Origin of the sequence: Pandoraea sp. E26, assembly GCF_000681415.1 — a bacterium.
GTDB lineage: Bacteria > Pseudomonadota > Gammaproteobacteria > Burkholderiales > Burkholderiaceae > Pandoraea > Pandoraea pnomenusa.
This window is the reverse complement of sequence record NZ_AYXJ01000026.1, coordinates 57,241-82,596: the sequence shown is the minus strand read 5'-3', so window position 1 is coordinate 82,596 and position 25,356 is coordinate 57,241. Positions and strand designations below refer to the sequence as shown.

Here is a 25,356-nt window from a genome sequence, read left to right as displayed (position 1 = left end):
TCGTCCAGCCTGAGTTCGGTGGCTTCCGGCATCAGTTCGCTCTCGACGGGCAGTGCTCGCGATCTCGAGAATGCCGTGAAGTATGACAACGCATCGCGGGAGTCCGTGTCCTTGGGCAATGCTGTATCGGCAAAGCCGGTCAAGCTGACGAATCTGGCGGACGGCAGGGACGCAAGCGATGCCGTGACGGTCAGGCAACTCAGCGTGGCCTACCGAGGCTTGACGTCGCTATCCACGAGTACCGCTTCGCTGAGCGACGGCGTGATGTCGCTGTCCACAGGGCTGAGCCATGTCACTTCACTTGTGGCGGATACGGAAAACGTCATTCGATACGACGACGAATCGCAGGAGTCCGTGACATTCGGAAACCTGCTTTCCGTGAAACCGGTGAAGCTGACCAACGTGGCCGACGGCGCGCGCCTGAACGACGCCGTGACGGTCCGGCAACTGAGCCAGACAAACAGCGGCGTTGCATCGCTTTCGACCGGGGCGGTCGCGACCAACAAGAGTGTGAACTCGCTCTCCACCGGGCTCAGAAAGATGGTTGGCCTGACGGCCGGCATCGAGACGTCGGTGCAGTACGACGACGACACGCAGGGAGTGGTGACGTTTGGGAGCCGCGTGTCGGCGCGGCCCGTGATTCTGACCAACGTCGCGGAGGGCGTCAACGCGACCGACGCGGTCAATGTCCGTCAGATGAGTGCGACAAACAGCCGCGTCGGCTCGCTCTCTACCGGGATGGCGGCGCTGTCGAAAAACGTGGGATCGCTCTCGACCGGCGCTGTCTCGCTAGGGCAGGGGTTAACGTCGCTCTCGACGGGAGCGACGGCCCTCTCGGATCGTGTGACGTCCCTGTCCACGGGTTTGAGCAAGGCAACGGCACTCGCCACCGACGTCGAGCGCTTTGTGCAGTACGACACCACGCAACGTGCGCGTCTGACGCTCGGGGGGACATCGGCGCGCGCACCGGTGAAGCTGGGCAACGTTGCGGATGGAGAGACGCCGCGAGATGCCGTCAATTTCGGTCAGTTGGGTGAGGTGAGTCGCCATGTTGAATCCCTCTCGACGGGGGCAGTCGTGTTGGGGCAGGGCGTGACATCGCTTTCGACGGGGGCGGTCTCGCTGGGGCAGGGTTTGACGTCGCTCTCGACAGGAGCGGTCGTGTTGGGGCAGGGAGTGACGTCGCTTTCGACGGGAGCGGTCGTGTTGGGGCAGGGATTGACGTCGCTCTCGACGGGGGCAGTCTCGTTGTCACAGGGCGTGACGTCGCTCTCGACGGGGCTGAGCACTGTTGCCGCGCTTACGGCTGACATTTCCAGCTTCGCGAAATACGACAGCGACAGGCGCGACATGCTGACGTTGGGCGGAAAGAACCCGACGGCCCCGGTCGCCCTGACCAACCTTGCCGACGGCGTGCGGAATTCGGATGCGGTCACCGTCAGACAGTTGGGGGTGACCAACAGCAATGTGATGCGGCTCTCGACGAGCATGGCGACGTTCGAGATTGGTGTAGGTTCGCTTTCAACGGGTATGAAATCGATCGGCGGCACGGTCGAATCGCTGGTCTCGGAAATGGAAATCGCTGTGCAGTACGACAACGCGACGAAGACCAAGCTCCGGCTTGGCGGTCTGTCGAGAACGCCCGTCTCGTTGGGCAATGTCGCCGACGGGACCCGACCGAACGACGCCGTGAACGCGGCCCAGCTGGGAACCACGAACAGCACTGTGGCGTCGCTCTCGACGACCCTCTCCGGCCTCGTTGCTCCGGGCGCGGTGGTGCGGTCCGCCAACGGTCGAAGTCACCGAACCCTGGTCGCCGGTGGCGTGGCAGCCACTGGAGAACACAACCAGGACGGTGCGGTCACGCTGGCCAACGTGGCCGACGGCGAACGCGCCGGCGACGCCGTCAACTTCGCGCAATTGAGCGCCACGAACAGACACGTCGGATCGATCTCGACGAGTATCGACAAACGGGTGGGGGCGCTTTCGACGCGGCTGAACAAGATCGAGCGTCTTTCCCAGGGCACCGGCAATGGCGTGCAATACGACGACGGCTCCCATTCGAAGATAACGCTCGGCAACATAGTCACTTCGACGCCAGTCACGCTGACCAACGTGGCGGACGGCAAGAATCCGAGTGACGCCGTGACCTTTCGTCAACTGAGCACGACCAGAAGCAGCGTGGGCGTGCTCTGGAAGCGCATTGGCACGACGGACGAACAGGTAGGCTCGCTGTCTACCGGCATGACCAAGGCTGAAAAGCGGCTGACGATGCTCGAGGCAAATGCCGAGGACTATGTCGGCTACGATGGGCAGACCCGCGACACGCTCACGCTTGGCGACACGGTTTCCAGGCGCTCCGTGCGGGTGCGAAACGTTTCCAAAGGCGTTGAGTTGGGCGATGCCGTCAATTTCGCCCAGTTGAGCGAGACCAATCGCACCGTGGGGACGCTTTCCACGGGGTTGGTGCGCTCGGAACGCAAACTGAGGTCCCTCGCCGTCGATATCGAAAACAGCGCGCGATATGACGACGCCTCGCGCGGGATGTTGACGCTCGGCGGCACGGGCGCGTCCTCGCCGGTGGCGCTCGCGAACGTCGCCGACGGCACTCACCCGACCGACGCCGTCAATTTCCGGCAATTGAGCGAGACCAACCGCAATGTGACATCGCTCTCGACGGGGTTGAAGCAGATGGCGTCCGTCACGCCGGGGGACAGCCGTGCCGTGGTGTACGACGATTTGCGACGCGAGCGGGTGAAACTGGGCGGAGCCGCGGCATCCAAGCCCGTCGCGTTGACCAACCTCGCCGCGGGCGTCGCGTCGACCGATGCCGTCAATGTCAGTCAGTTGCAAATGACCGACAGTCGCGTGATGTCGCTCTCGACGTCGACGTCGACGGGCATCGGCGACATGTTGATCGCGATGAATTCGCTCGCCTCCCGCCTCAGCGCCTCTGTCGGCAGTCAGAGGCCCCCCACGGACGGCGACTCGGGCGGGGCCCTGAAGCAGACTGCGGAACCCGCGTCGAAGCAGGCGTCCTATGTCAGCGTGAACGACGGTGGCTCGTCGAAGGGCAACGCTCGCGGCGAAGGGGCGTCGGGATCCGGCGCGATGGCCATCGGGGTGGACGCGAGCGCGGTCGGTCAGGGCAGCGCCGCGCTCGGCGCAAGGGCGGCGACGCCGGGCGCGAACGCCGTGGCGATCGGCCATGCGGCCTCGGCCAAGGAAGCTGACGCGGTCGCGATGGGCGCGGGCGCGGTGGCCTCCGGCGCCGGTGCGGTGGCCATCGGGGCGAATGCCGTCGCGCAGGATCCGGGCACGGTGTCGTTCGGTGCTCCCGGCAGCGAGCGGCGACTCACGAACCTCGCGCCCGGCAGGCGCGCGACAGACGCGGCGACCGTGGGCCAGCTCGCGGGGGTGCAGGCAGGCGTCAATCAGGTCGCCAGGCGCGCCTATTCGGGCATCGCGGCGGCAACGGCACTCGCGATGATTCCGGAGGTGGACCCCGGCAGGCGCGTGGCACTCGGTGTCGGCTCGGCCACGTTCCAGGGGCAGGCCGCGGTGTCGATCGGCGCGTCGGTGCGCTTTACGGACAATCTCAAGGCGCGCCTGGGCGCGGGAATCAGCCGCCAGGGCAACACCTACGCCGCCGGCGTCTCGTACCAATGGTGACGCGCACGACATCCCCCGCGCGTGCGACGCCAGCGACACGCACCATGCGGCCGGCGGCCGAGGCGACATGGGGAGGCTGCCGATGAGCGCCATTCGATCCAGACACGCGGCCGGTCGCCGGCCGGCCGTCGGCATCTCGCTGTTCGCGCGAGATGCGCAGCAGATATGGGAGAACGGCATCCATCAGAACGTGGCCTTCCTGGCCATGATGCTAAAGGCCTGCGACCGCATCGGCCCCGTGTATTTCCTCAACGGCGGCGACGCCGGATCGCTTCCTCCCGGGCTTCAGTTGCACGACCTTGGGGTGCCGCTGGTCGCCCCGGCCGATGTCACGCACGAACTCGACGTCGTGATCCAGATGGGGGCGCAGTTGCCGCGAGAATGGCTCCGGCGGATGAAGGCGCTCGGTGCGCGGCTCATCGCCTGCTTCGTGGGCAACACCTACAGCGAGTTGTGCGAGACGCCGATCTTCGGCAAGCCTTCGGGGCATCTGTTCAACGGCAGTCCGTTCGACGAGGCGTGGATCCTGCGCAAATCGCAGTCCATCGATGCCGCGATCCTGCGTACGGTCATGCGAATTCCCGTCGTCACGATCCCGCATCTCTGGTCGCCGTACTTCATCGAGCGGCGCTGTCGCGAACTCGCCTCGCACGGCCTGCATTTCGGCTATCGGCCACGTGAGGGAAAGTGGCGTCTGTCGATTGCCGAGCCGAACATCTCGGTGGTCAAGAGCTGCCAGTATCCGATGCTCGCGGCCGACGCCTTCCATCGGCGACATCCCGGGGCGGTGGAGAAGCTCACCGTGGTCAACACCACGAACGTGCGCGAGCATCCGACGTTCGTCTATTTCGCCAACCGCCTCGATCTGGTGCGGCAACACAAGGCGGCATTCACCGATCGCATCGATCTTCCGTTGCTGCTCGCGCAGCATACCGATGCCGTGATCTCGCACCAATGGGAGAACGCGCAGAACTACCTCTACTACGACACCCTGTATGGAGGCTATCCCTTGATTCACAACACGCGAATGCTCGGCGACGCGGGCTACTACTACCCATCGTTCGACGCCGTTGCCGGTGCGGCGGCCCTTCGTGACGCCTGGGTACATTACGATGCCAGCCTCGCCGATTACCGCAGGCGCGCCGACGCGGTGCTGCGCGCGGTGTCGATCGACAACCCGGACAACTGGCAGGTCATCGCTGGCCGGCTGCTTGCGCCGACGGGCAGCGAGGGAGGCGTCGATGTCTGAGCGATCGAACCGCGCCGCGATGGACCGGCGCCTTGTGGTCGGCGTGTCGCTCTTCGTCAAGGGAAGCGGACAGTCGTTGTGGGAGAACGGCATCTTCCAGAACTGCCTGCTGCTGGTGATGCTGCTGCGCCGTTCGCCGTACGTGGCCGACGCCGTGATGGTCAACGGCGGCAACGCCGCGACGCCATCGCCCGACCTCATGCTGGAGGCCACGAACATCCCCCTGATCACGCTCGAGGCGGCGATGGCGCGCTGCGACGTGATGATCGAAATGAGCGCGCAACTCGACGTGGCGTGGATTGCCGCATTCCGCGAACGGGGCGGCAAGGTCGTGACGATGCGCGTGGGCAACGATTACGTGATCGACATCGAGCGCGCGATGTTCGGCAAGCCCCCGGGGTTTCTCTTCTCCGGGGCGACCTACGACGGTGTCTGGACGATTCCGGAGTTCGGCGTCACCTGCCGGAGCTACTTCGAATGCGCGTTGCGCACACCGGTGACGATCGTGCCCCACATCTGGCATCCGATGCTCTTCGACCGCGCACGGGCCGCGTTGGGCGAACAGGAGGCGTTCGGCTACCGACCCGGACGCTCGCGCTGGCGCGTGGCGATCTTCGAGCCGAACATCTGCATGGTCAAAACCTGCGTGATACCCATGCTCGCGACCGGACTGGCCTATCGCGCCGAACCGTCGTTTGCCGAGAGCGTGCTGGTGTGCAACACGCTGCATCTCAAGGAGCACGCCACATTCGTGCATTTCGCGCGCAGCCTCGACATCGTGGATCACGGCGTGGCGTCGTTTCAGGGGCGCTTCGCGCTCTTCGAGTTCATGTCGCGCCATGGCGACGCCGTGGTGTCGCACACGTGGGAGAACGCACAGAACTACCTCTATTACGAGTTGCTGTACGGCGGCTATCCACTGGTTCACAACTCGCCCTTCCTGGGCAAGTGCGGCTATTTCTATCCGGGGTTCGATTGCGAGGAAGGGGCACGCCGGTTGCTCGAGGCGTTTCGCACGCATGACGACAATCTCGAGCAGTACCGCCGGGACGCCCGCCAGTTGCTCGACGACGTCAGCATCGAGAACGCCGCGAACGTGAGCGCGTACAGCGAAGCCATTGCAGCGCTGTACCGGCCCGCCGGGGCCTGAGAAGCGCAGCGCGCGGCGTGCGATCGACGACGTATCGCAACTTCACGACGGCATCGACCGCCCGCACGGCGGCAGGGAGTGACAAACGTGACAAACGTGGCAAATCTGGCAAACCTGGAAAACGCGTCCAGGCTTCGCATCGGAATCACCATCGGCCTGCATCGTGCCGACGAGACGATCTGGAACAACGGCATCAAGCAGAACGCGATTTTTCTGGCCGACGCGCTCGCGCGCTGTGCGTCGGTGTACAGCGTGGCGCTGCTCAACACGACACCGGTGCCGCTCGGCGACACGCTGCCATGGTCGTTGACACGCTTCCCGACGCTGCCGTTCGAGGCGGCCAAGGACGACATCGATCTGCTGATCGAGCTCGGCGGCCAGATCGACGCCGATCAGACCGGCTACCTGAAGGCGCGCGGCGTGCGTCTGGTGTCGTATTGCTGTGGATCGGAGTATCTGCTCGCGGCGCAGGCGATGCTCTTCGATCGGCCTGCGTGGGGCGCCGGGTTGTTCGTCAATCAGCGTTATGACGCGATCTGGATGGTGCCGCAGGTCGCCGATGCGAACCGGCCGTTCTTCGAGGTGCTGCGACGCCAACGCGCGCATGCCGTGCCGTTCGTGTGGAGTCCGGTCTTCCTCGAGGCGTGCGCGAGCGCACAGCCTTGCGGGGGCGCCTACGCGCCGCACACCGAGCCCCGTCGCCTGAGCGTTATGGAGCCCAACGTCGACATCGTCAAGTTCTGTCTCTATCCGATCCTGATCGCCGAGCTGGCGTATCGCGAGCGGCCAGGCGCCATCGCACTGTTGCAGGTCACCAATGCACAGCGACTGGCCGAGCACAGCCCGGACTTCGTGGCACTCATGCATCAGCTGGATATCGTGCGCGAGCGCAAGGCGACTTTCCTCCCGCGCTACGACACACCGACGTTTCTGGCCGAATACACCGACGTGGTGATCTCGCACCAGATGGCCAATCCGCTCAACTACTTCTATCTGGAAGTGTGCTGGCAAGGCTACGCGCTGATTCATAACGCGGGCCTGTGCAGCGACCTCGGCTACTACTACCAGGGGAACGATCTCGGCGCGGGCGCCCGCCGGCTGGTCGAGGCGCTCGACCGGCACGACGCGGGTCTTGCCGCCTATCGCTTCGCGCAGCGGCAACAGATTCGGCGATACCTTCCCGAGAACACGGAGGTCGTGCGGACCTACGAAGCCTTGCTCGGCGAAGTCATGGCCGGACCGATCCGCTGAGCGGCCGCGGCGGCCGGCGAGATCGGGAGGCTATGCGATCGAGCGGCAACCGTCCTCGGCGGCGGCCTCGCGCGGCGGGGCGTCGGCGGTTCGCCGCGCGAATGTCTGCGTGACGGCGATCCCGTTCTTGATGGCCGTCATCTCGGCCAGGATGGCCACTGCGATTTCGGCGGGCGTGCGCGCGCCGAGGTGCATGCCGACCGGGCCGTGCAGGCGCTCGATTTCCGTGGCGCTCAGATCGAACAGCGACAGGCGCTCGCGGCGGCGCGCATTGTTGATGCGCGAGCCGATGGCGCCGATGTAGAACGCCGGCGACTTGAGCGCCTCGAGCAGCGCCATGTCGTCGAGCTTCGGGTCATGCGTGAGCGTGAGCACGGCACTGTGCGAGTCGAGTTGCAAACGCACGATCAGGTCGTCGGGCATCTCGCGCGAGAGTTCGGTGCCCGCGACCTGCCATTCGTCCGCATATTCGCTGCGCGGATCGCACACGATCACGTGATAGTCGAGCGCGCAGGCCATGCTCGCCACGTATTTCGAGAGTTGCCCGGCGCCGATCACGATCAGCCGATGGCGCGGGCCGTGCGAGGTGATGAGACGCTCGCCGTCGAATTCGACCGACGGCGCATGGTGGCCAGGCGCCATGCGCACAATGCCGGTCTTCATGTCCAGTTCGCGCACCACGAGGCGGAATTTGGCGATGCTGTCGAGCAGATCGGCGATGCGCGACGCTTCGCTCACGGGTTCGAGCACGAGTTGCAACGTGCCGCCGCAAGGCAGGCCGAAGCGGTGCGCCTCCTCGGCCGTCACGCCGTAGCTCGTGATCTGCGGGCGATCGTGCGGCCAGTCGCCGTTGCGGATGCGTTCGATGAGATCGTCCTCGACGCAGCCGCCCGACACCGAACCGACCATGTGGCCGTCTTCGCGAATCGCAAGCATCGAGCCCACCGGGCGCGGGGCCGAGCCCCAGGTGCGCACAACGGTCCCGAGCGTGACGAAAAAGCCCGCGCGGGTCCACTGTACGGCGGACTTCAGCACTTCCAGATCGACACTGTCCATAGCACGGTTCCTTCGCCGGTTCGCGAGCGGGGCGCGCTGCACAAAGGCCGCCGCTCGATGAGTTTCGGCGAGTATAGCGCGCCTTGGCTTGCGCTGTATTCCACGAGATACGGCGCCTGGCCGGTGTCGGCCTGACGCTGGCCGTCGGGCGAACTGCCGCACCCGCCCTCCGAGGCGGGGTAACTCGTGTCACAATAGTTCGCCGGCCGAGACGGTACGCAGACACCGGGTGGGCAGGCAGGGCCGAAGTACCGACGTGCCACCGCATGGCTTTGGGGAGGCAGGCTATGGAGCTGAAGGACAGCCGGCAACTGCCGGCGGCACGGGATGTCGTGTGGATCGCGCTGAACGACCCGGGCGTGCTGCGCGACTGCATTCCGGGCTGCGAATCGATCGAGCGCATCGACGACACGACCTGGACCGTGGTCGTGGGCGCCACGCTGGGGCCCGTGAGCGGCCGGTGGACCGGACGTGTCGCCGTGTCCGACGTCATCGCGCCAAGTACGTACACGCTGACTTTCGACGGGCTCGGCTCGTCGGCCGGACACACGCAGGGCAAGGCCGTGGTGACGCTGCAATCGCAAGGACCGATGAACACATTGCTGAAGTATGACCTGAAGGCGCGGATCGGCGGCGAACACACAACGCTCGATGCCCCGCAGATCGAGACGGCGGCCCGCAAGCTGGCCGACGAATTCTTCACCCGCCTGATCGCAGCGATCGCCCCTCACCACGCGCTCAATGACCGGGTGGCCGCCGACAGCGACGTGGCGGCGGCGCTGGCAAACGCCTCGGCGACACGCGATGCGCCGTCGACGTGCGGCAGATTCGCGCGCTGGTGGCCATGGGTCCTGGCGCTGCTGGTGCTGATCTTCATCGTGATGTGGGGCAATCATGCCAGCTGAGCGTCGTCGGCGGAAGGCGGACAAGACAACGCCGGTGTCGCCCGAGGCGCGCTCGCGCGATGCGCGTGCGCGCGAACTGCTCGCGAGCGCCGAAGCCCTCGAAGCGGCCGGCAAGCCGCCCGCGCAGCCGGGTGTGGCGGGCTACGACCTGCGTGTCCGGGTTCGCGACGGCGAAACTCCCGTGTTCGGGCCGGGGCGCCTCACGCTGCTGCGCGCCATCGAGGCCACAGGGTCGATCTCGGCGGCGGCACGTCGCATGGGCATGTCGTACCGGCGTGCATGGCTGCTGGTCGAGGCGATGAATCACGAGTTCCGCGAACCGCTGGTGACGCGCCATATTGGCGGCGTGTCGGGCGGCGGCGCGGCGCTCACGCCGTTCGCACAGAACCTCGCGGCGCACTACGACACCCTCATCAATGAAATCCGCTTGTTGCTCGACGCGCACGTGCCGACCTTCGATGCGTATCTGAAAGGCGACAGGACCGGCATCCCGGACGACGAGCCCCCCCGTGTCCGGTGACCGGGCGGGTGCGGAGTATCACGAAAACGTTATGACTTCGTGAGGACTTCGACACCGGCCCGAAGCGACACTGGCCCCATCGACGCGAAACCCCGCGATGGAGGTCACCATGTCCCAACCGACGAAGTCCGTACCGCCCGGCGGGGTGCCGTCAATGCGCGCCCCCGCACGACCGGGCCCGGTGCAGCCCGGCTGGCTGCGCCTCACCCACTGGCTGAACGTGCTGGCCGTGCTCGTGATGCTCACGAGCGGCTGGCGCATCTACAACGCGTCGCCGATCTTCGGCTTTCGCTTTCCCAATGAGATCACGCTGGGCGGCTGGCTTGGCGGCGCGCTGCGCTGGCACTTCGCCGCGATGTGGCTGCTCGCCGTGAACGGCGTGGTCTATCTGCTGATCAATCTCGCGAGCGCCCGTTTCGCCCGCCGCTTCTTTCCGCTGACCTTGCGCGGCGTTGCGCGCGACGCGCTGGCCGCGTTGCGTGGCCGGCTTTCGCACGACGATCCTCGTCACTACAACCAGGTGCAGCGCGCCGCCTATCTGTTCGCCGTGCTCGATCTGATGCTGCTCGTGGCGTCGGGGCTGGCCGTCTGGAAGCCGGTGCAGCTGGGATGGTTATGCGCCGCGCTTGGCGGCTTCCAGGGGGCGAGGCTGGTGCATTTCGTCGCGATGGCGGGCCTGACGGCCTTCATCGCGGTCCATGTGGCGATGGTGGCCCTCGTGCCTCGTACGCTGCGAACCATGTTGACGGGACGGTGAGCCGCCATGACCTTCAGGAAATCCCTTCAGCGCCTGCCGTCGGACAGCCCGGTCGTACGTGACGGCGAGGCCATCGTGCGGGAAGCGCGGGCGCGGGTGGCGCGTCATGTCGCGGAGCCCTCGCGGCGCGCGTTTCTCACGCGCACGCTCTCGCTGGGCGGCCTGGCGCTGCTCTCGGGGTGCTCGCTCGACGACAACGCCGGCGTGGCGTCCGCGCTCGACGGCATCTCGCGGTGGAACGACCGCGTGCAGGCCGCATTGTTTCGCCAGGACGTGCTGGCGCCGACGTTCTCCGAGTCGCAGATCACCCGCCCGTTCCCGTTCAACGCCTTCTATGGCATGGATGAGGCGCCCGTCATCGACGAGGCGGACTATCGGCTGGAGTTGTCGGGCCTCATTGCCGAGCGCGCGCCATGGCGGCTCGACGCGATACGCGAGTTCGCGCGAGTCCGCACGGCGGAGCAGATCACGCGCCACGTATGCGTGGAAGGATGGAGCGCGATCGGCCGGTGGGGCGGGGTGACGTTCGGCGACTTCCTGCGGCGCATCGGGGCCGACACGACGGCACGCTACGTTGGCTTCAAATGCGCCGACGATTACTACACGAGCATCGACATGCCCACGGCGCTGCATCCGCAGACGTTGCTCGCGCTGACCTACGACGGCCGCACGCTGCCGAGGGAATACGGCTTTCCGATGAAGCTGCGCATTCCCACCAAGCTCGGCTACAAGAATCCCAAGCATATCCGCGCGATCTTCGTGACGAACAGGTATCCGGGCGGATATTGGGAGGACCAGGGCTACAACTGGTTCGGCGGCAGTTGAGGCGCACGCCCGACTGCGCGACTGTGGTTCATACATTCAATCTCTGGAGGAGTACGACGATGAAGATGCCATATCTGGCGGCAGCGACGATGACCCTGGCCATGGCGCTCGGTACGGGCGCGGCGTTTGCTCAGGACGCCATGCAAAAGGGCGATGCCATGAGCAAGGGCGGCGCAATGAGCAAACCCGATGCCATGGGCAAGGGCGACGCCATGCGTAAGGACATGGACAAGAGCGGGAAGATGTCCAAGGGCGATGCCATGGGCAAGTCGGATGCCATGGGCAAAGGCGGCGCAATGAGCAAACCCGATGCCATGGGCAAGGGCGACGCGATGGGCAAGAGCCAGTAAGGCACGCTTGGCCGGTGTCCCCCGCGAGGCGTCGCAACGGGATTCGTTGCGACGCCTCGCGCATTCCGACGTCGCGAAGCGGGAATTGCGGGGCTGCGGGCGATCGACGCCCCGCCGCCGCGCTTCCGGGATTCGCCCCGCGCCGAAGGCATGCCCTCTTCAGCGTGTGAGCGCGACCGATTTGACGAGCAGGTAGACGTCGCGACCGGTGGTGAGCCGCAGTTGATCGGCCGAGAAGCGCGTGATGCGCGCGCGCAATGTCACGCCCGCATCGTTGTCCGGCATTGCCGCGTCGCCGAGCAGGGTGGCGCTGACTTCCACGGCATCGCCCAGGTCGCGCAAGGCGCAGACGCGCGCGCGCAGCACGTTGAGCACGCTGGTGTCGACCGGTGCGGCCGTCGCAACCGCGACATCGCGTTCCCGCACGAGGATGCGGCAAGTGTCGCCCACGTCGCCGCCCGCCCGCGGCACGCGCAGCCGTATCGCCTCGCGGGGTGGCGCATTGTCCGCGCCGGGTGTCGCGCAGACCGCCAGTTCCGTCAGGCCGTATCGGGCGTCGTGTGCGACGATGCGCGTCTCGAGCACCGTGCCGGGGGCGTCGGCGACGCCGTCGAGTGCGTCGCGGTGCACGTTGAGCACGTCGGCCGGGGCCCCCTGGGAGATCGTGCGGCCGTCCTTGAACAACACGACCTGGTCGGCCAGGCGCATGACCTCGTCGAGCGAATGCGTGACGTACAGCACCGGCAGCTTCAGTTCGTGACGGATGCGATTGAGATAGTCGAGGACTTCAAGACGCCGCGCGTGATCGAGCGATGCCAGCGGCTCGTCCATGAGCAGCAGCCGCGGGCAGGAGAGCAGCGCGCGGCCGATGCCCACCCGCTGCTTCTCGCCGCCGGACAGCGCGCCGGGGCGGCGTGAGAGCAAATGTCCAAGGTTCAGTACGTCGACGACATGCGCCAGGGCAATGGCTCCCGTGCCCGCGGCGCTCACGTCGCGGCGTCGCAGCCAGCGGCCGAAGAGCAGGTTCTGCCGCACGCTCAGATGCGGGAGCAGGCGTGCATCCTGGAACACATAGCCGATGCGTCGGCGCCACGCGGGCAGCGCAATGCCCGAGGCACTGTCGAAGAGCACGTCGTCGCCCACCACGATCCGGCCACTGTCCGGACGGAGCAGCCCGGACACGGCGTTCACCACGGTGCTCTTGCCGCTGCCGGAGGGACCGAACAGCGCCGTGACCCCCATGCCCGCCGCGAATTCGGCGTCGAGGGCGAATTCGCCGAACCGATGTCGAACGCGAACGTCAACCGTCATGACCGAGCGCCTTGCGATGACCGAAGCGGATGAGCACCTCGGACAGAATGAGCGTGGCCACGGCCAGCACCACGGAAATCGCGCAGAGACGCCAGACCATGGCGTCGCCGTCGGGCACCTGGGTGGCGGTGTAGATCGCGAGCGGCAGGGTCTGTGTCTGCCCGGGGATGTTCGACACGAACGTGATCGTGGCGCCGAATTCGCCCAGGGCGCGCGCGAAGGCAAGCACGAAGCCGTGCAGCACGCCAGTGGCGGTGAGTGGCAGCGTGACGCACAGGAACGTGAGGCAAGGGCCGGCGCCCAGCGTCTGCGCCGCCTGCTCGAGACGGATGTCGGCGGACTCCAGCGCTTGCCGGATGGCGCGCACGAGCAAGGGAAATCCCATCACGCCGGCGGCCAGCGCGGCGCCCGTCCAGCGAAACGCGAAGGTGAAGTGGAACCATTCGAACAGCACCTTGCCGATGGCGCCTTGCGCACCGAACAGCACGAGCAGTGCGAAGCCGACCACCACGGGCGGCAGCACGAGGGGCAGATGCAGAACGGCATCGAGCAGCGCCTTGCCGGGAAACTGCCGGCGGGCGAGCAGCCAGGCGGCGGCGTAGGCGAAGGGCAGGCTGCAAAGCGTGCCCCACAAACCTACGCGCAGACTGAGCGCCACGATGCCCCATTCTTCCGGGGTCAGACTCATGTCGGAGGGCGGTCGGGTGTCGGTCGGGGTGGGACCAGGGTAAGTTGGCGGATCTTATCAGGGTTGTCAGGGCCGGCTGAAGCCGTAGCGCTGGAATGTGGCCAGCGCGGCGGGCGATTGCAGGAACTTGAAGAACGGGTCGGCTTCGGCGCGATTGGCCTGCTTCGTCACGGCGACGGGATAGATGATCGGCGCGTGGCTGTCGGCCGGGAACGTGCCCGCGATGCGCACGCGCTTTTCGGCGTTGGCGTCCGTCTTGTACACGATGCCGTAGGGCGCTTCGCCGCGCGCGACCAGCAACAGGGCGTTGCGCACGTTGTCCGCGGCGGCAACCCTGCCCTGTACCTTCGACCAGACGCCGAGCTTCTCGAGTGCCGCCTTGCCGTAGAGGCCGGCCGGCACGTGGGCGGGGTCGCCCATGGCGAGCCTGCCGCCGCCGAGCTTCGCGTCGAGCTCGGCGCCGGTCTTCAGATCGACGTCGCCCGTGGTCGTGGCCGGGGCGATGAGCACCAGTTCGTTGCCGAGCAGGTTGCGACGCGTGCCCGTGTCGATCAGATCGTGTTTCTGCGCGTAGTCCATCCAGTCCTGGTCGGCCGAGATGAAGACGTCGGCCGGTGCACCTTTCTCGATCTGGCGTGCGAGCGTCGAACTCGCGCCGTACACGAGCACCGGCTTCTTGCCGGTTTCCCTGGTGTAGGCGGCGGACAAATCGTCGAGGGCGTTTTTCATGCTGGCGGCGGCGAACACCTGCTGCGCGGCGGCGTGGCCGGCAAACAACAGGCCCGCGCCGACGGTGGCCACGGTGAGCGCGCGACGCAGCATGGCGGCCGGCGCGTGGAACTTGAGGCTTGCGATAACGACAGCTTTCACGAAAGAGGTCTCCGACGTGGGATGGCTCAGCCGGCTACGCGAGGACGATGTCGCCCGATGCCGGCGCCTGGATGTGTCCGGCGGCAGGGCCGGAGCGCCGGTCCCATCTGAGCGGACGAAGCGTTGTGTAGTATTATATATAACGCTATCGCGCTGTACAGCGATATGCCATATCACGGCGCCCGAATGTCGTCCGACGCGGCAATACCGCGTCTCGATTCGAGAATTTCGGGACGTCGCGCACGTTCACGCACTTGTCGATTCGGCAACAAAAAGGCGCCCCGGAGCGGGGCGCCTGCTAATTAATATATGTACTGAATTCGGCGGCCGGTTCAGACCGTTGCGTTCTGCACGGCGGGGGTGCCGGGCCGCCGCATGGCGGGACTGGTTCGCAGCATGTCGAAAAAGCCGTCGACCACTGCATCGCATTCCACGCCGAGATCGTAGTCCGGCAGGAACAGCCAGTCCGACATCATGCCGACGACCAGCGCATGCAGCATGATGGCAGCGCGCCGGGTATCGAGCTGCGCGGGCAACTGGCCGCGCGCAATGGCGCGTTCCATGTCGCGCATGATGCGTTGCTTGCCGTCGGCGCAGGCCTCGCGCTGGCGCTCGAGCACGGAAAGCATCTCGTTCGTGTACTCGCACTTGTGGAACAGAATGTCCAGCACCCGGCGGCGGCGCTCGTTGCGAGCCGTTTCCTTGAGCACCAGTTTGCAGATTTCGTGCATGCGCACCATGGGGGCGCCGTCTTCCGGCTCGGCGCATTCCTCGTCGATCATGCGCTCCATCGGCAGACGGATGCGGTCCGTCATGGCATTGAACAGGTCGATCTTGTTCTTGAAGTGCCAGTAAATGGCGCCACGGGTCAGGCCGGCGGCTTCGGCAATATCGGCCAGCGACGTGCGCGACACACCCTTCTGTGCGAACACCGTCTCCGCGGTGTCGAGCAACAGATTGCGCGTCTCGATCGCTTCCTCTTTGGTTCTGCGGGCCATCGTCGTGTCACCGGAGCAGCGGAAAATTGCAGGATGTCTTGCGAAATGCGATGTAAACAGCGCCGCACTTTGGTGCGACGCAATGTGATTTACATACATTCATGAATGTATCTATAATAGCAGCCGCTTGCTCTATTGCACAGGGTACATTTAAGCTCCTTCCTCTAAGGGAAACACCTCACTGATCCGAGGGAGCGAATTGGCCGGTGGAGCGCCACCGGGCGCGACATTCGGATCACCTGTTATCCCGGAGCCTGTTCGACGATCTCACATGAGTGCCAGCGCGCGCGGTCACCGCCGCGCCGGGGACGTCCTTGCGGCCCGACTGCGGGCCAGTCTCCCAGGGCCCGCTTGCGCGGCCTTCCGGCACTCACCGACCCGCCTTCGTGCGACGGGATTGCGGACCGGCCTTCGCCGTCGCAATCGTCGCAACGTTCTGTCATTTTGTTTGACCGCATTCCATTTATCGGGGGCGTATATGCACGTCAAGAGAAGTTCACTGGGGATGGTCACTGCCGTAGCAATCGCGGTCATGACCCTGGCCGCATGCGGCAAGAAGCCGCAGCAGCCGCAGGCCATGGTGCCGGAAGTCGGCGTCGTGACGCTGCAACCCCAGAACGTAACACTGACGACCGATCTGCCCGGACGTACCTCGCCCTATCGCGTCGCGGACGTTCGCGCGCGCGTCGACGGCATCGTGCTCAAGCGCGATTTCACCGAAGGCGGTGACGTCAAGGCAGGGCAGCGTCTGTACAAGATCGATCCGGCCACTTACCAGGCCGCCTATGAGAACGCCAAGGCCACGCTCGCGAAGGCGGTCGCGAATCAGGCGTCGACGAAGCTGCTGGCCGATCGCTACAAGCAACTGGTGGCCGCCGAGGCCGTGTCGAAGCAGGATTACGACAACGCCGTGGCGGCAGCCCTTCAGGCCGACGCCGACGTGCAGGCCGGCAAGGCCGCCGTGGACACCGCCAGGATCAACCTGGGCTACACCGATGTGCCCGCCCCGATCTCGGGCCGTACCGGCCTGTCGCAGGTGACCGAGGGTGCCTACGTGCAGGCCGGCGCCGCCACGCTCATGACGACCGTTCAGCAGATCGATCCGATGTACGTCGACGTGACGCAATCGGCGGCCGACGGGCTGCGTCTGCGCCGCGCGCTGGCCGACGGCAAGCTGCAGAGCGCCGGCAAGAATGCGGCTGCCGTGTCGCTCACGCTGGAAGACGGCACGAAGTACCCGCTCGAGGGCAAGCTGCAGTTCTCGGACATCACCGTCGACCAGACGACCGGCTCGGTGACCGTGCGCGCCATTTTCCCGAACCCGAACCGCGAGTTGCTGCCCGGCATGTTCGTGCACGCCACGCTCAGGGAAGGGGTCAAGGAAGGCGGTCTGCTGGTGCCGCAGCAGGGTGTCACGCGTGACCAGAAGGGCCAGCCGACGGCGCTCATCGTGAACAAGGAAGGCAAGGTCGAGTTGCGCCAGCTGGTGACCGATCGGGCCATCGGCGATAAATGGCTCGTGAGCTCGGGTCTGGCGGCCGGCGATCAGGTGATCGTGGCTGGCCTGCAGAAGGTTCGTCCGGGCGCCCCCGCGAAGGCCGTTCCGGCACAGTTGCCGGGTGCACAAGCCCCTGCGGGCGCCAGCGCGCCGGCCGCGGCCGCCGCTGCCCCCGCATCGCAGGCCGACGCCGCCTCGAGCGCCAAAGCCCAATAACGCGGAGCCTCATTCATGGCAAAGTTTTTTATCGATCGCCCGATCTTTGCTTGGGTGATCGCCATTGTGATCATGCTGGCCGGCGCGCTTTCGATCCTGAAGCTGCCGGTCTCGCAATACCCGCCGATCGCACCGCCGTCCGTGCAGATCACCGCGACCTATCCGGGCGCCTCCGCGCAGACCGTGCAGGATACGGTCACGCAGGTGATCGAGCAGCAGATGAACGGTATCGATCACCTCGAATACATGTCGTCGACGTCCGACGGCTCGGGGACCGCCCAGATCACGCTGACGTTCGCCCAGGGCACGAACCCCGACATCGCGCAGGTGCAGGTGCAGAACAAGCTGCAACTCGCCACGCCGCTGCTGCCGCAGCAGGTGCAGCAGCAGGGGATCCGGGTGGCCAAGGCGACCAAGAACTTCCTGCTGGTGATCGGTGCTTACTCCGATGACGGCAAGATGTCCGACATCGACCTCGCGAACTACATTGCCGCGAACGTGCAGGATCCGATCAGCCGTGTGAACGGCGTGGGTCAGGTTCAGCTCTTCGGCTCGCAGTATGCGATGCGCGTGTGGGTCGATCCGCAGAAGCTCAACGGGTACAACCTCACCGTCATCGACGTCTCGAACGCCATTCAGTCGCAGAACGTGCAGGTCTCGGCGGGCGAGCTCGGTGGCGCGCCGGCGGTGAAGGGCCAGCAGCTCAACGCCACCGTGATGGCGCAGAGCCGTCTGCAGACGCCCGAGCAGTTCCGCAAGATTCTGCTCAAGGTCAACAAGGACGGCTCGCAGGTGCGTCTGGGCGACGTTGCGCGCGTGGAACTCGGCGGCGAGTCGTATCAGGTCGTCGCACGTTACAACGGCAAACCCGCGGCCGGTCTGGCCATCACGCTGGCCACCGGTGCGAACGCGCTGCAGACGGCCACCGCCGTCAAGCAGGCCGTGACGGAGCTCGAACCGTACTTCCCGGCCGGCATGAAGGTCGACTACCCGTACGACACCACGCCGTTCGTGAAGATCTCGATCGAGGAAGTGATCAAGACCCTCATCGAAGGTATCGTGCTGGTGTTCCTGGTGATGTATCTGTTCCTGCAGAACCTGCGGGCGACGATCATTCCGACAATTGCGGTGCCGGTGGTGCTGCTCGGCACGTTCGGCATCATGGGCGCCGCGGGCTTCTCCATCAATACGCTGTCGATGTTCGGTCTCGTGCTGGCCATCGGTCTGCTGGTGGACGATGCGATCGTGGTGGTGGAGAACGTGGAGCGGGTGATGGCCGAGGAGGGCCTCAGTCCGAAGGAAGCGACGAAGAAGGCCATGGGCCAGATCGTCGGTGCGCTGGTGGGCGTGGCGCTCGTGCTCTCGGCGGTGTTCGTGCCGATGGCATTCTTCGGTGGCTCGACCGGCGCCATCTATCGTCAGTTCTCGCTGACCATCGTGGCGGCCATGGCGCTGTCGGTGCTCGTGGCCATCGTGCTCACGCCGGCCATGTGCGCGACAATCCTCAAGCCGATCAAGAAGGGCGAGGTGCACGAGAAGCGTGGCTTCTTCGGCTGGTTCAACCGCAAGTTCGACAGCAGCTCGAAGGCGTACCAGGGACAGGTGGAGCGCATCCTGAAGCGCTCCACGCCGTTCGTGATCGTCTACGTGGTGATCGTCGCCGTGGTGGGCTTCCTGTTCGTGCGCATGCCGACGGCGTTCCTGCCCGACGAGGACCAGGGTTACTTCTTCAACCTCGTGCAATTGCCGCCGGGTGCGACGCAGGAGCGTACGCTCGACGTGATGAAGCAGGTCGAGAAGCACTACCTCGAAAAGGAAAAGGACGCGGTGCGTTCGATCTTCACGGTCACCGGCTTCGGCTTTAACGGCCGCGGTCAGAACGTGGGTATCGCCTTCACGATGATGCGACCGTGGGATGAGCGTCAGTCGTCGAACCTGAAGGTGCAGGCCGTGATCGCACGTTCGTACCAGGCATTCGCCAGCGTGAAGGACGCCATGATCTTCGCGATCAACCCGCCGTCGGTGCCCGAACTGGGTAACGCGGGCGGTATCGACTTCGAGTTGCAGGATCGCGCGGGCCTCGGTCACGACGCGCTCATGGCCGCCCGCAACCAGTTCCTGGGCATGGCGGCGAAGAACCCGAACCTCGCGAACATGCGTCCGAACGGTCTGGACGACACGCCGCAGTACAAGGTCGACGTCGACGAGGAGAAAGCCTCGGCACTGGGGCTGTCGATCGCCGACGTGTACACCACGCTCTCGGCGTCATGGGGCTCCTCGTACGTGAACGACTTCATCGACCACGGTCGTGTGAAGAAGGTGTACGTCATGGCCGAACCGAAGGACCGCATGTTGCCGCAGGACATCAACAAGCTGTACGTGCGCAACGCCAGCGGGACAATGGTGCCGTTCTCGGCCTTCGCGACCGGCAAGTGGATCTACGGCTCGCCTCGACTGGAGCGCTACAACGGTGTGCCGGCCGTGGAAATCCAGGGCATGCCGGCGCCGGGCAAGTCGTCGGGCGACGCCATGAAGGCGGTCGAGGAAATTGCCAAGCAGCTCCCGGCGGGTATCGGTCTGGAGTGGACGGGGCTGTCGTTCGAAGAGCGCATTTCGGGCTCGCAGGCGCCGGCGCTGTATGCGATTTCGATTCTGATCGTGTTCCTGTGCCTGGCTGCGCTGTACGAAAGCTGGTCGATTCCGTTCTCGGTGATTCTGGTGGTGCCGCTGGGGGTGTTGGGGGCGCTGCTTGCCGCCACGCTGCGGGGGTTGTCGAACGACGTGTACTTCCAGGTGGGTCTGCTCACGACCGTGGGTCTGTCGGCGAAGAACGCGATTCTGATCGTGGAATTCGCCAAGGATCTGCAGGAGCAGGGCCGCACGCTCATGGAAGCGACGATGGAGGCGGTGCGACTGCGTCTGCGCCCGATTCTGATGACGTCGATGGCGTTCATCCTGGGGGTGCTGCCGCTGGCGATCTCCAACGGTGCGGGCTCGGCGTCGCAGCATGCGATCGGTACCGGCGTGATCGGCGGTATGCTGGCCGCGACGTTCCTCGCGATCTACTACGTGCCGATCTTCTTCGTGCTGGTGCGCAAACGCTTCGCGCATGAGGATCTGGATACGGTGGAGCATCCGGAAGCGCGTCATGAAAACCCGGACGCAACCGACGGTCCCGCCAAGGAAGGAAACTGACCTATGAAGCACAAAGCATTGCCGATGGCCTTGGCGGCAGCGTTCCTGGCAGGCTGTACCCTCGCGCCGCACTATGAGCGGCCCGAGGCGCCAGTTGCCACGGCGTTCCCCACGGGCCCGGCCTACAAGACACCGGGAGCGGCGAATCAGAACGGCACCGCCGGCAGCAATGCCGTGGCGGCCGCCGATCTGGGCTGGCGCGATTTCTTCACCGACCCGCGCCTGCAGAAGCTGATCGAGATCGCGTTGCAAAACAATCGCGACCTGCGTGTGTCGATGCTCAACATCGAGGCCGCGCGTGCGCAATACCAGATTCAGCGCTCCGCGCTGTTGCCCTCGGTGGGGGCGGCAGGGCAGGCGTCGGTACAGCGGTCGCCGGCTGATCTGACGTCGTCCGGACGCGCGGGCATCAGCCGCAGCTATCAGGTCGGCGTGGGCTTCACGTCCTACGAACTCGATTTGTTCGGTCGGATTCAGAGTCTGAAGGATCAGGCGCTGGAGACGTACCTGGCGAGCGAGGATACGGCGCGGGCCGCGCACATCACGCTGGTCTCCGAAGTGGCTACGGCGTATCTCACGTGGCTGGCCGATCAGGAACTGCTCAAGCTGACTGAAGACACGCTCAAGAGCCAGCAATCGTCCTATGACCTGACCAAGCGCAGTTTCAACGTGGGTACGGCCTCCGGGCTGGATCTGCGTCAGGCGCAAACGCCGGTGGATACGGCGCGCGCGAATTACGCACAGTACACGCGTCAGGTGGCACAGGACGAGAACGCCCTCGCGCTGCTCATCGGTCAGCCGCTGCCGGCGGATTTGCCACCGGGGCGTCCGCTCGACGGGCAGGGGTTGCTTGCGGATCTGCCGGCCGGCCTGCCGTCGGATCTGCTGCTGCGCCGGCCCGACGTCACCGCCGCCGAGCACACGCTCAAGGGTGCCAACGCCAACATTGGCGCCGCCCGTGCCGCGTTCTTCCCGTCGATCTCGCTTACGGCGAGCGCGGGTACGGCGAGTGCATCGCTGAGCAATCTGTTCAAGGGCGGGCAGGGTGCCTGGTCATTCGCACCGACCATCACGCTGCCGATCTTCGCGGGCGGGCAAAACATCGCCAACCTCGAACTGGCCAAGGTGCAAAAGCGTATCGAGATCGCCAACTACGAGAAGGCGATTCAGACGGCGTTCCGCGAAGTCTCCGACGGGCTGGCCGCACGTGGCACGCTCGACGACCAGATCGCGGCGCAGGAGTCGCTCGTGAAGGCCAGCGACGAGAGCTACAAACTCTCGGATCTGCGCTATCGCAACGGCGTCGACAGCTATCTGAACGCGCTGGTCTCGCAACGCTCGCTGTACTCGGCGCAGCAGACGCTGATCGCCACGCGACTGGCACGCTGGACCAATCTCGTCACGCTGTACAAGGCGCTCGGCGGCGGATGGGAAGAGCGCACCGTTCCGGCGAATGCGGACGCGGCGTCGGCCCCGGCAGCCTCGTCGTGAGCGGTGACTGATCGCTTGTCATCTCGCATTATCTGAAGATCGAAACGCCCGGCAATCGCCGGGCGTTTCGCATTCGGGTGTCGCGCGAGGCGAGAAATCGACTCAGTTCCCGAGAGGTTTAGACGCGGCCTTCTACGCTCGCCCCTACCTTGGCTGCGGCTTCGTCGCTATCCTTATTTGCGTTGTATTCGCAACACCCCGAGCGTCGACGCCCGCGTATGACCCCGCGATCGCCGGGCCGCATGGGGCAAAAATAAGCTGACCGCATTTCCAGGGAGAGACACCATGAGCGATCTTCAAGCACGATTCGAAGCGGCGGTGGCCGAATCGAAGCAACTGCCTGAGCGCCCCGACAATCTGACGCTGCTGCGCATCTACGCCCTCTACAAGCAAGGCACCGAAGGGGATGTGACGGGCGCACGTCCCGGCATGACCGATTTCGTCGGCCGCGCCAAGTACGACGCCTGGGAAATGCTCAAGGGCAAGTCGAAAGAGGAGGTCCAGCAAGCGTATGTCGAGCTCATCGAAGGGTTGAAGGGATGAGTTCCCGCGTGTCGCGCCGGCCCGATTCGGCAATGACGCGATGCGCAGGCCCCCCTCGGCACGACAAATGGAAAGACGGCGACTTCGGTCGCCGTCTTTTTTTGGGAGTCCGTCCGCGAAGCGATATGGCGTACCGGGAAGGCGGTGATCCAAAGCGGTGGAGGTTTTGCGGTGCTGTCCGATTGGCGTGTTGTGGGCGGTGCGCGACGATGAGCCCGTCATCAACGAGACGAGGTACCGAACCATGCACCGCGATCGACTTCACGCCATACGCCGCGCCGCGCGCGGCAGGGATTGCACGCAAACGCGGCATGCGCTGCCGGGCCGCAGACTGCCTGTCGATCGACAGACCGGACCTGTGACGATGCGCGCAGACGCGCCGGGAGAGCGGGCACGGCATGGCCCGCATGACAGCCATGACAGCCATGACAGTCGTGACGGGCGCTGGCAGCGAGACACGCGACGCCTGTGGAGCGTACGCGTGCAGCGGCGCGGCATGACGCCGAATACGCGCGAGGGCGCCGTCGGGCCTGTCCGGCGTGGCAGACGTTGTCGGGGCTCGATGCGCGGCGCGGCGATGCTCGACGCCGTGTTCACGCTGGCGGCCCTGATGGCGGGGGCGCAAGGTCTTGCGCAATGGCAGGCCGCGAGCGGTGCGACGCCTGCGGCGGTGGCCGCGTCTTCCGGCATGGTGGCAATGGCATTTCCCTCGCATGAGGCGGGCGAAACCTCGCGCGAGGGTCGTGCGCGATGACGAGATACCGTGTCCATGCGCGAACGCGAGCGCATCGCATGATGGGATTCACCCTGCTGGAGTGGGTGCTGGCCATGCCGCTCGGGTTGCTGATCGTGATGGCCGCGATCGCAATCTATCTGGCCGGGCTGCGCCTGTGGCGGGCGCAGGCCGAGCGGTACGACGTCAACGAACGCGCCATGTTCGCGCTGACGCAACTCTCGCGTGCGGTCGCCATGGCGGGTTATCGCAATTGGGACCCGATGGAGGGGCGCATCACCGCACCCGACAAAGCGGTGCGCAGGTGGCCGCCATTACGCGCGAGCGCGGAATGTGCGGCGTCGGTCGAGACGTGTGCGCGGCGCGGTTGGCAAGGCAGCGACCTGATGGAGGTCCAGTTTCATGGGGCGGGGTACCCGATCGGTGGCAACGGTGCCGTGCAGAACTGCTCCGGACTGAGCGTCAAGGCACTGGGCTCCCCCGATGATCGTCACCTGAGCATCTTCTACGTGGCGAAAGGCGAGGACGGCGTCCCGTCGCTCTTCTGCCGCTATGGGGATTACGTCGGTCCGAGTTACCTGCGCCAGGCCCAGGTGCTGGTCACCGGCGTGGAGGCCATGTACCTCAGGCTCGGATTCCGCGTCGGAGGGAACGGGCCCTTGCGATGGTCGGCGCCGCTCAAGCGCCTGAGGGGCACACCCCCGAGGCCGCCGGCGGGCGAAGGGGGCTGGGACAACGTGGCTGCGGTGGCGATCTCGCTGGTCATGCGCGGCGCGCCGCGGCGCGGCGCCAAACCGACGACATCTCGCGTGGTGGAGGTGTTCGACAAGGCAACCGGAGGGCGCGAATACAAGCGGCTGATGAATGCGGGCGACGTTCATCTCCACGTATTCACGCTCCTGGCATATCGCCGCAACGATGGTGGCATTGGCGAGGAGGCAAAATGGTTGGCGTCTTCATGGTGATGTGGCTCGCCGCGTTGACGACGCTGGCGGCGTCGGGCATGCAGCACCGCCAGCTTGCCGATCGTTTCGTCGCCTACATGTACGACCGTGCCCACGCATTCACCGCGGCGAACAACGCGCTCGTGCTCGCACGTCATCGACTCACGCTCGGCCCGGAGGCGGCCGATATCGCCGCGGTGTCCGCATTCGACGGCGGTCCTCACGGTGTGATCGAAGCGAATCACCGGGGTGACATCTGGTTTCGCAACGACACGCCGAGATGGCGAACGGTCGATTGGACCCGCGGCGACACGGTCGTCGCGGTCAAGGATGCGCGCTACTTCATCGAACGCATTGCGTTCTCGGACTATCCTGCGCTCGACCCGACATCGCGTGTTGCCGCGATTCGACGATATCGCGTGAGCGCCATGGGCTGCGGGAAGCTCCCGGGCACCCGGGTCTATCTGCAGGCCATCTACGAGATTCGGCAACGGGACGAGGCGCGCCGATCCGGCATTTCCGAGTCCCGCTTCATCCCGAGGCGGCTGAGCTGGCGGGAGGTGACGGCGTGGCACGACCGGGAGACTCGCGCGGCACGCGAGCGTTGCGATGCGTCGTGACGGATTCACCTTGCTCGAATGCCTGGTGGCCATGGCGGTGCTGGCGATCGCGCTGTGCGCGGCGGCACCCTCGATCGAGGCCGTCCGCCGCCGGGTCTCGGTGGACATCACCGCGCGCGCCCTGCTGGCCGCCATGCAATCGGCCCGGGCAGAGGCATTGGCGCGGCATCGACGCGTCACGCTGGCGCCGGTCGACGGGAGCCGTCTGAGCAGTGGCTGGCTGACGTTCGTCGACGAGAATCTCAACGATCGATTCGATGCCGGGGAGCTATTGCTGGCGCGCTATGCACCGCTGCCCGATGGTGTGAGTGTCGAGGCCGATTGGGCGCTGAGTTTCACACCAGGCGTCGCCTTTGCGGAGAACGGGTTCATGCGAAAGCAAAAACGCGCCTGGATCCTGGGCACCGCGCGGGTAACGGGACATGGGCGGCGCATCTGCATTGTGATCAATGCCTACGGCCGCGCCCGGGTTCCCCGGCGCTGCGACGCTTGACGCGATCACCGGGGCCGCGAA

22 protein-coding genes are annotated in these 25,356 nt (G+C 65.7%); 17 read left to right on the top strand and 5 right to left on the bottom strand.

Translation table 11 applies throughout. From position 1 onward, the window contains the following. Nucleotides 1-111: 111 nt before the first annotated feature. From W930_RS30155 to W930_RS0116255, 4 genes are all read left to right on the top strand, one after another. Nucleotides 112-3,672: a YadA-like family protein gene (locus W930_RS30155; RefSeq protein ID WP_235195549.1), complete on the top strand. Its 3,561-nt coding sequence runs from the start codon at nt 112-114 to the stop codon at nt 3,670-3,672. A gap of 82 nt (nt 3,673-3,754) precedes the next feature. Continuing rightward, nucleotides 3,755-4,921, top strand: coding sequence for a DUF2827 domain-containing protein (locus W930_RS0116265; RefSeq protein ID WP_023871956.1), 1,167 nt, complete (start codon nt 3,755-3,757; stop codon nt 4,919-4,921). Further along, a complete protein-coding gene (locus tag W930_RS0116260) occupies nt 4,914-6,071 on the top strand; it encodes a DUF2827 domain-containing protein (protein ID WP_023871955.1) in 1,158 nt (385 codons plus the stop codon). The genes W930_RS0116265 and W930_RS0116260 overlap by 8 nt, the downstream gene beginning before the upstream one ends. Before the next feature lie 87 nt (nt 6,072-6,158). Continuing rightward, a complete protein-coding gene (locus W930_RS0116255; RefSeq protein WP_023594906.1) occupies nt 6,159-7,322 on the top strand; it encodes a DUF2827 domain-containing protein in 1,164 nt (387 codons plus the stop codon). Nucleotides 7,323-7,352: 30 nt separating this feature from the next. Here the strand turns inward: W930_RS0116255 and W930_RS0116250 are convergent, their stop codons facing one another. Continuing rightward, on the bottom strand, nt 7,353-8,378 hold the full coding sequence (locus tag W930_RS0116250; RefSeq protein WP_023594907.1) for an XdhC family protein: 1,026 nt from the start codon (nt 8,376-8,378) through the stop codon (nt 7,353-7,355). 287 nt (nt 8,379-8,665) lie between these two features. On the opposite strand from W930_RS0116250, the gene W930_RS27770 reads away from it, so the two are divergent. From W930_RS27770 to W930_RS0116225, 5 genes are all read left to right on the top strand, one after another. Continuing rightward, on the top strand, nt 8,666-9,283 hold the full coding sequence (locus W930_RS27770; RefSeq protein ID WP_023871954.1) for a CoxG family protein: 618 nt from the start codon (nt 8,666-8,668) through the stop codon (nt 9,281-9,283). Beyond that, nucleotides 9,273-9,803, top strand: coding sequence for a winged helix-turn-helix domain-containing protein (locus tag W930_RS31145; protein WP_080685149.1), 531 nt, complete (start codon nt 9,273-9,275; stop codon nt 9,801-9,803). The genes W930_RS27770 and W930_RS31145 overlap by 11 nt, the downstream gene beginning before the upstream one ends. Nucleotides 9,804-9,912: 109 nt before the next feature. Further along, a complete protein-coding gene (locus W930_RS0116235; protein ID WP_369798659.1) occupies nt 9,913-10,560 on the top strand; it encodes a cytochrome b/b6 domain-containing protein in 648 nt (215 codons plus the stop codon). 6 nt (nt 10,561-10,566) lie between these two features. Then, nucleotides 10,567-11,385 carry a molybdopterin-dependent oxidoreductase gene (locus W930_RS0116230; RefSeq protein WP_023871951.1) on the top strand — a complete coding sequence of 273 codons (819 nt, stop codon included), beginning with the start codon at nt 10,567-10,569 and terminating at the stop codon, nt 11,383-11,385. Nucleotides 11,386-11,444: 59 nt separating this feature from the next. Further along, nucleotides 11,445-11,735 (top strand): pentapeptide MXKDX repeat protein, encoded by a 291-nt coding sequence (locus W930_RS0116225; protein WP_235195548.1) that lies wholly within the window; start codon nt 11,445-11,447, stop codon nt 11,733-11,735. Between the two features lie 159 nt (nt 11,736-11,894). Here W930_RS0116225 and modC read toward each other — a convergent pair whose 3' ends face one another. The 4 genes from modC to W930_RS0116205 form a co-directional block, all read right to left on the bottom strand. Further along, nucleotides 11,895-13,046, bottom strand: a complete 1,152-nt coding sequence (gene modC / locus W930_RS0116220; RefSeq protein WP_023871949.1) for a molybdenum ABC transporter ATP-binding protein — start codon at nt 13,044-13,046, stop codon at nt 11,895-11,897. Continuing rightward, a complete protein-coding gene (gene modB, locus W930_RS0116215) occupies nt 13,036-13,734 on the bottom strand; it encodes a molybdate ABC transporter permease subunit (RefSeq protein WP_023594914.1) in 699 nt (232 codons plus the stop codon). The genes modC and modB overlap by 11 nt, the downstream gene beginning before the upstream one ends. Before the next feature lie 66 nt (nt 13,735-13,800). Beyond that, a complete protein-coding gene (gene modA, locus W930_RS0116210; RefSeq protein WP_023594915.1) occupies nt 13,801-14,604 on the bottom strand; it encodes a molybdate ABC transporter substrate-binding protein in 804 nt (267 codons plus the stop codon). Between the two features lie 332 nt (nt 14,605-14,936). Continuing rightward, entirely contained in the window at nt 14,937-15,602 is a 666-nt protein-coding gene (locus tag W930_RS0116205; RefSeq protein ID WP_023871947.1) for a TetR family transcriptional regulator, read from the bottom strand. A 478-nt stretch (nt 15,603-16,080) separates the two neighbouring features. Between W930_RS0116205 and W930_RS0116200 the strand changes: the two genes are divergently transcribed. From W930_RS0116200 to W930_RS29215, 8 genes are all read left to right on the top strand, one after another. After that, a complete protein-coding gene (locus tag W930_RS0116200; RefSeq protein ID WP_023871946.1) occupies nt 16,081-17,316 on the top strand; it encodes an efflux RND transporter periplasmic adaptor subunit in 1,236 nt (411 codons plus the stop codon). Between the two features lie 15 nt (nt 17,317-17,331). Then, complete coding sequence (locus W930_RS0116195) at nt 17,332-20,511, top strand: efflux RND transporter permease subunit (RefSeq protein WP_023594918.1); 3,180 nt, start codon at nt 17,332-17,334, stop codon at nt 20,509-20,511. 3 nt (nt 20,512-20,514) lie between these two features. After that, entirely contained in the window at nt 20,515-22,002 is a 1,488-nt protein-coding gene (gene adeC / locus W930_RS0116190) for an AdeC/AdeK/OprM family multidrug efflux complex outer membrane factor (RefSeq protein WP_023871945.1), read from the top strand. Between the two features lie 285 nt (nt 22,003-22,287). Further along, complete coding sequence (locus tag W930_RS0116185) at nt 22,288-22,545, top strand: acyl-CoA-binding protein (protein WP_023594920.1); 258 nt, start codon at nt 22,288-22,290, stop codon at nt 22,543-22,545. Nucleotides 22,546-22,909: 364 nt separating this feature from the next. After that, the gene (locus W930_RS30150) at nt 22,910-23,299 is read left to right on the top strand and encodes a hypothetical protein (RefSeq protein ID WP_145929471.1); all 390 of its coding nucleotides are present in this window, start codon (nt 22,910-22,912) and stop codon (nt 23,297-23,299) included. 38 nt (nt 23,300-23,337) lie between these two features. Further along, nucleotides 23,338-24,243, top strand: coding sequence for a PilW family protein (locus tag W930_RS0116175; protein ID WP_023594922.1), 906 nt, complete (start codon nt 23,338-23,340; stop codon nt 24,241-24,243). Continuing rightward, nucleotides 24,222-24,842 carry a pilus assembly protein gene (locus tag W930_RS0116170; RefSeq protein WP_036656015.1) on the top strand — a complete coding sequence of 207 codons (621 nt, stop codon included), beginning with the start codon at nt 24,222-24,224 and terminating at the stop codon, nt 24,840-24,842. Before W930_RS0116175 ends, W930_RS0116170 begins: the two co-directional genes overlap by 22 nt. Beyond that, complete coding sequence (locus W930_RS29215) at nt 24,832-25,335, top strand: GspH/FimT family pseudopilin (RefSeq protein ID WP_023594924.1); 504 nt, start codon at nt 24,832-24,834, stop codon at nt 25,333-25,335. The genes W930_RS0116170 and W930_RS29215 overlap by 11 nt, the downstream gene beginning before the upstream one ends. The last annotated feature ends 21 nt before the right edge of the window (nt 25,336-25,356 follow it).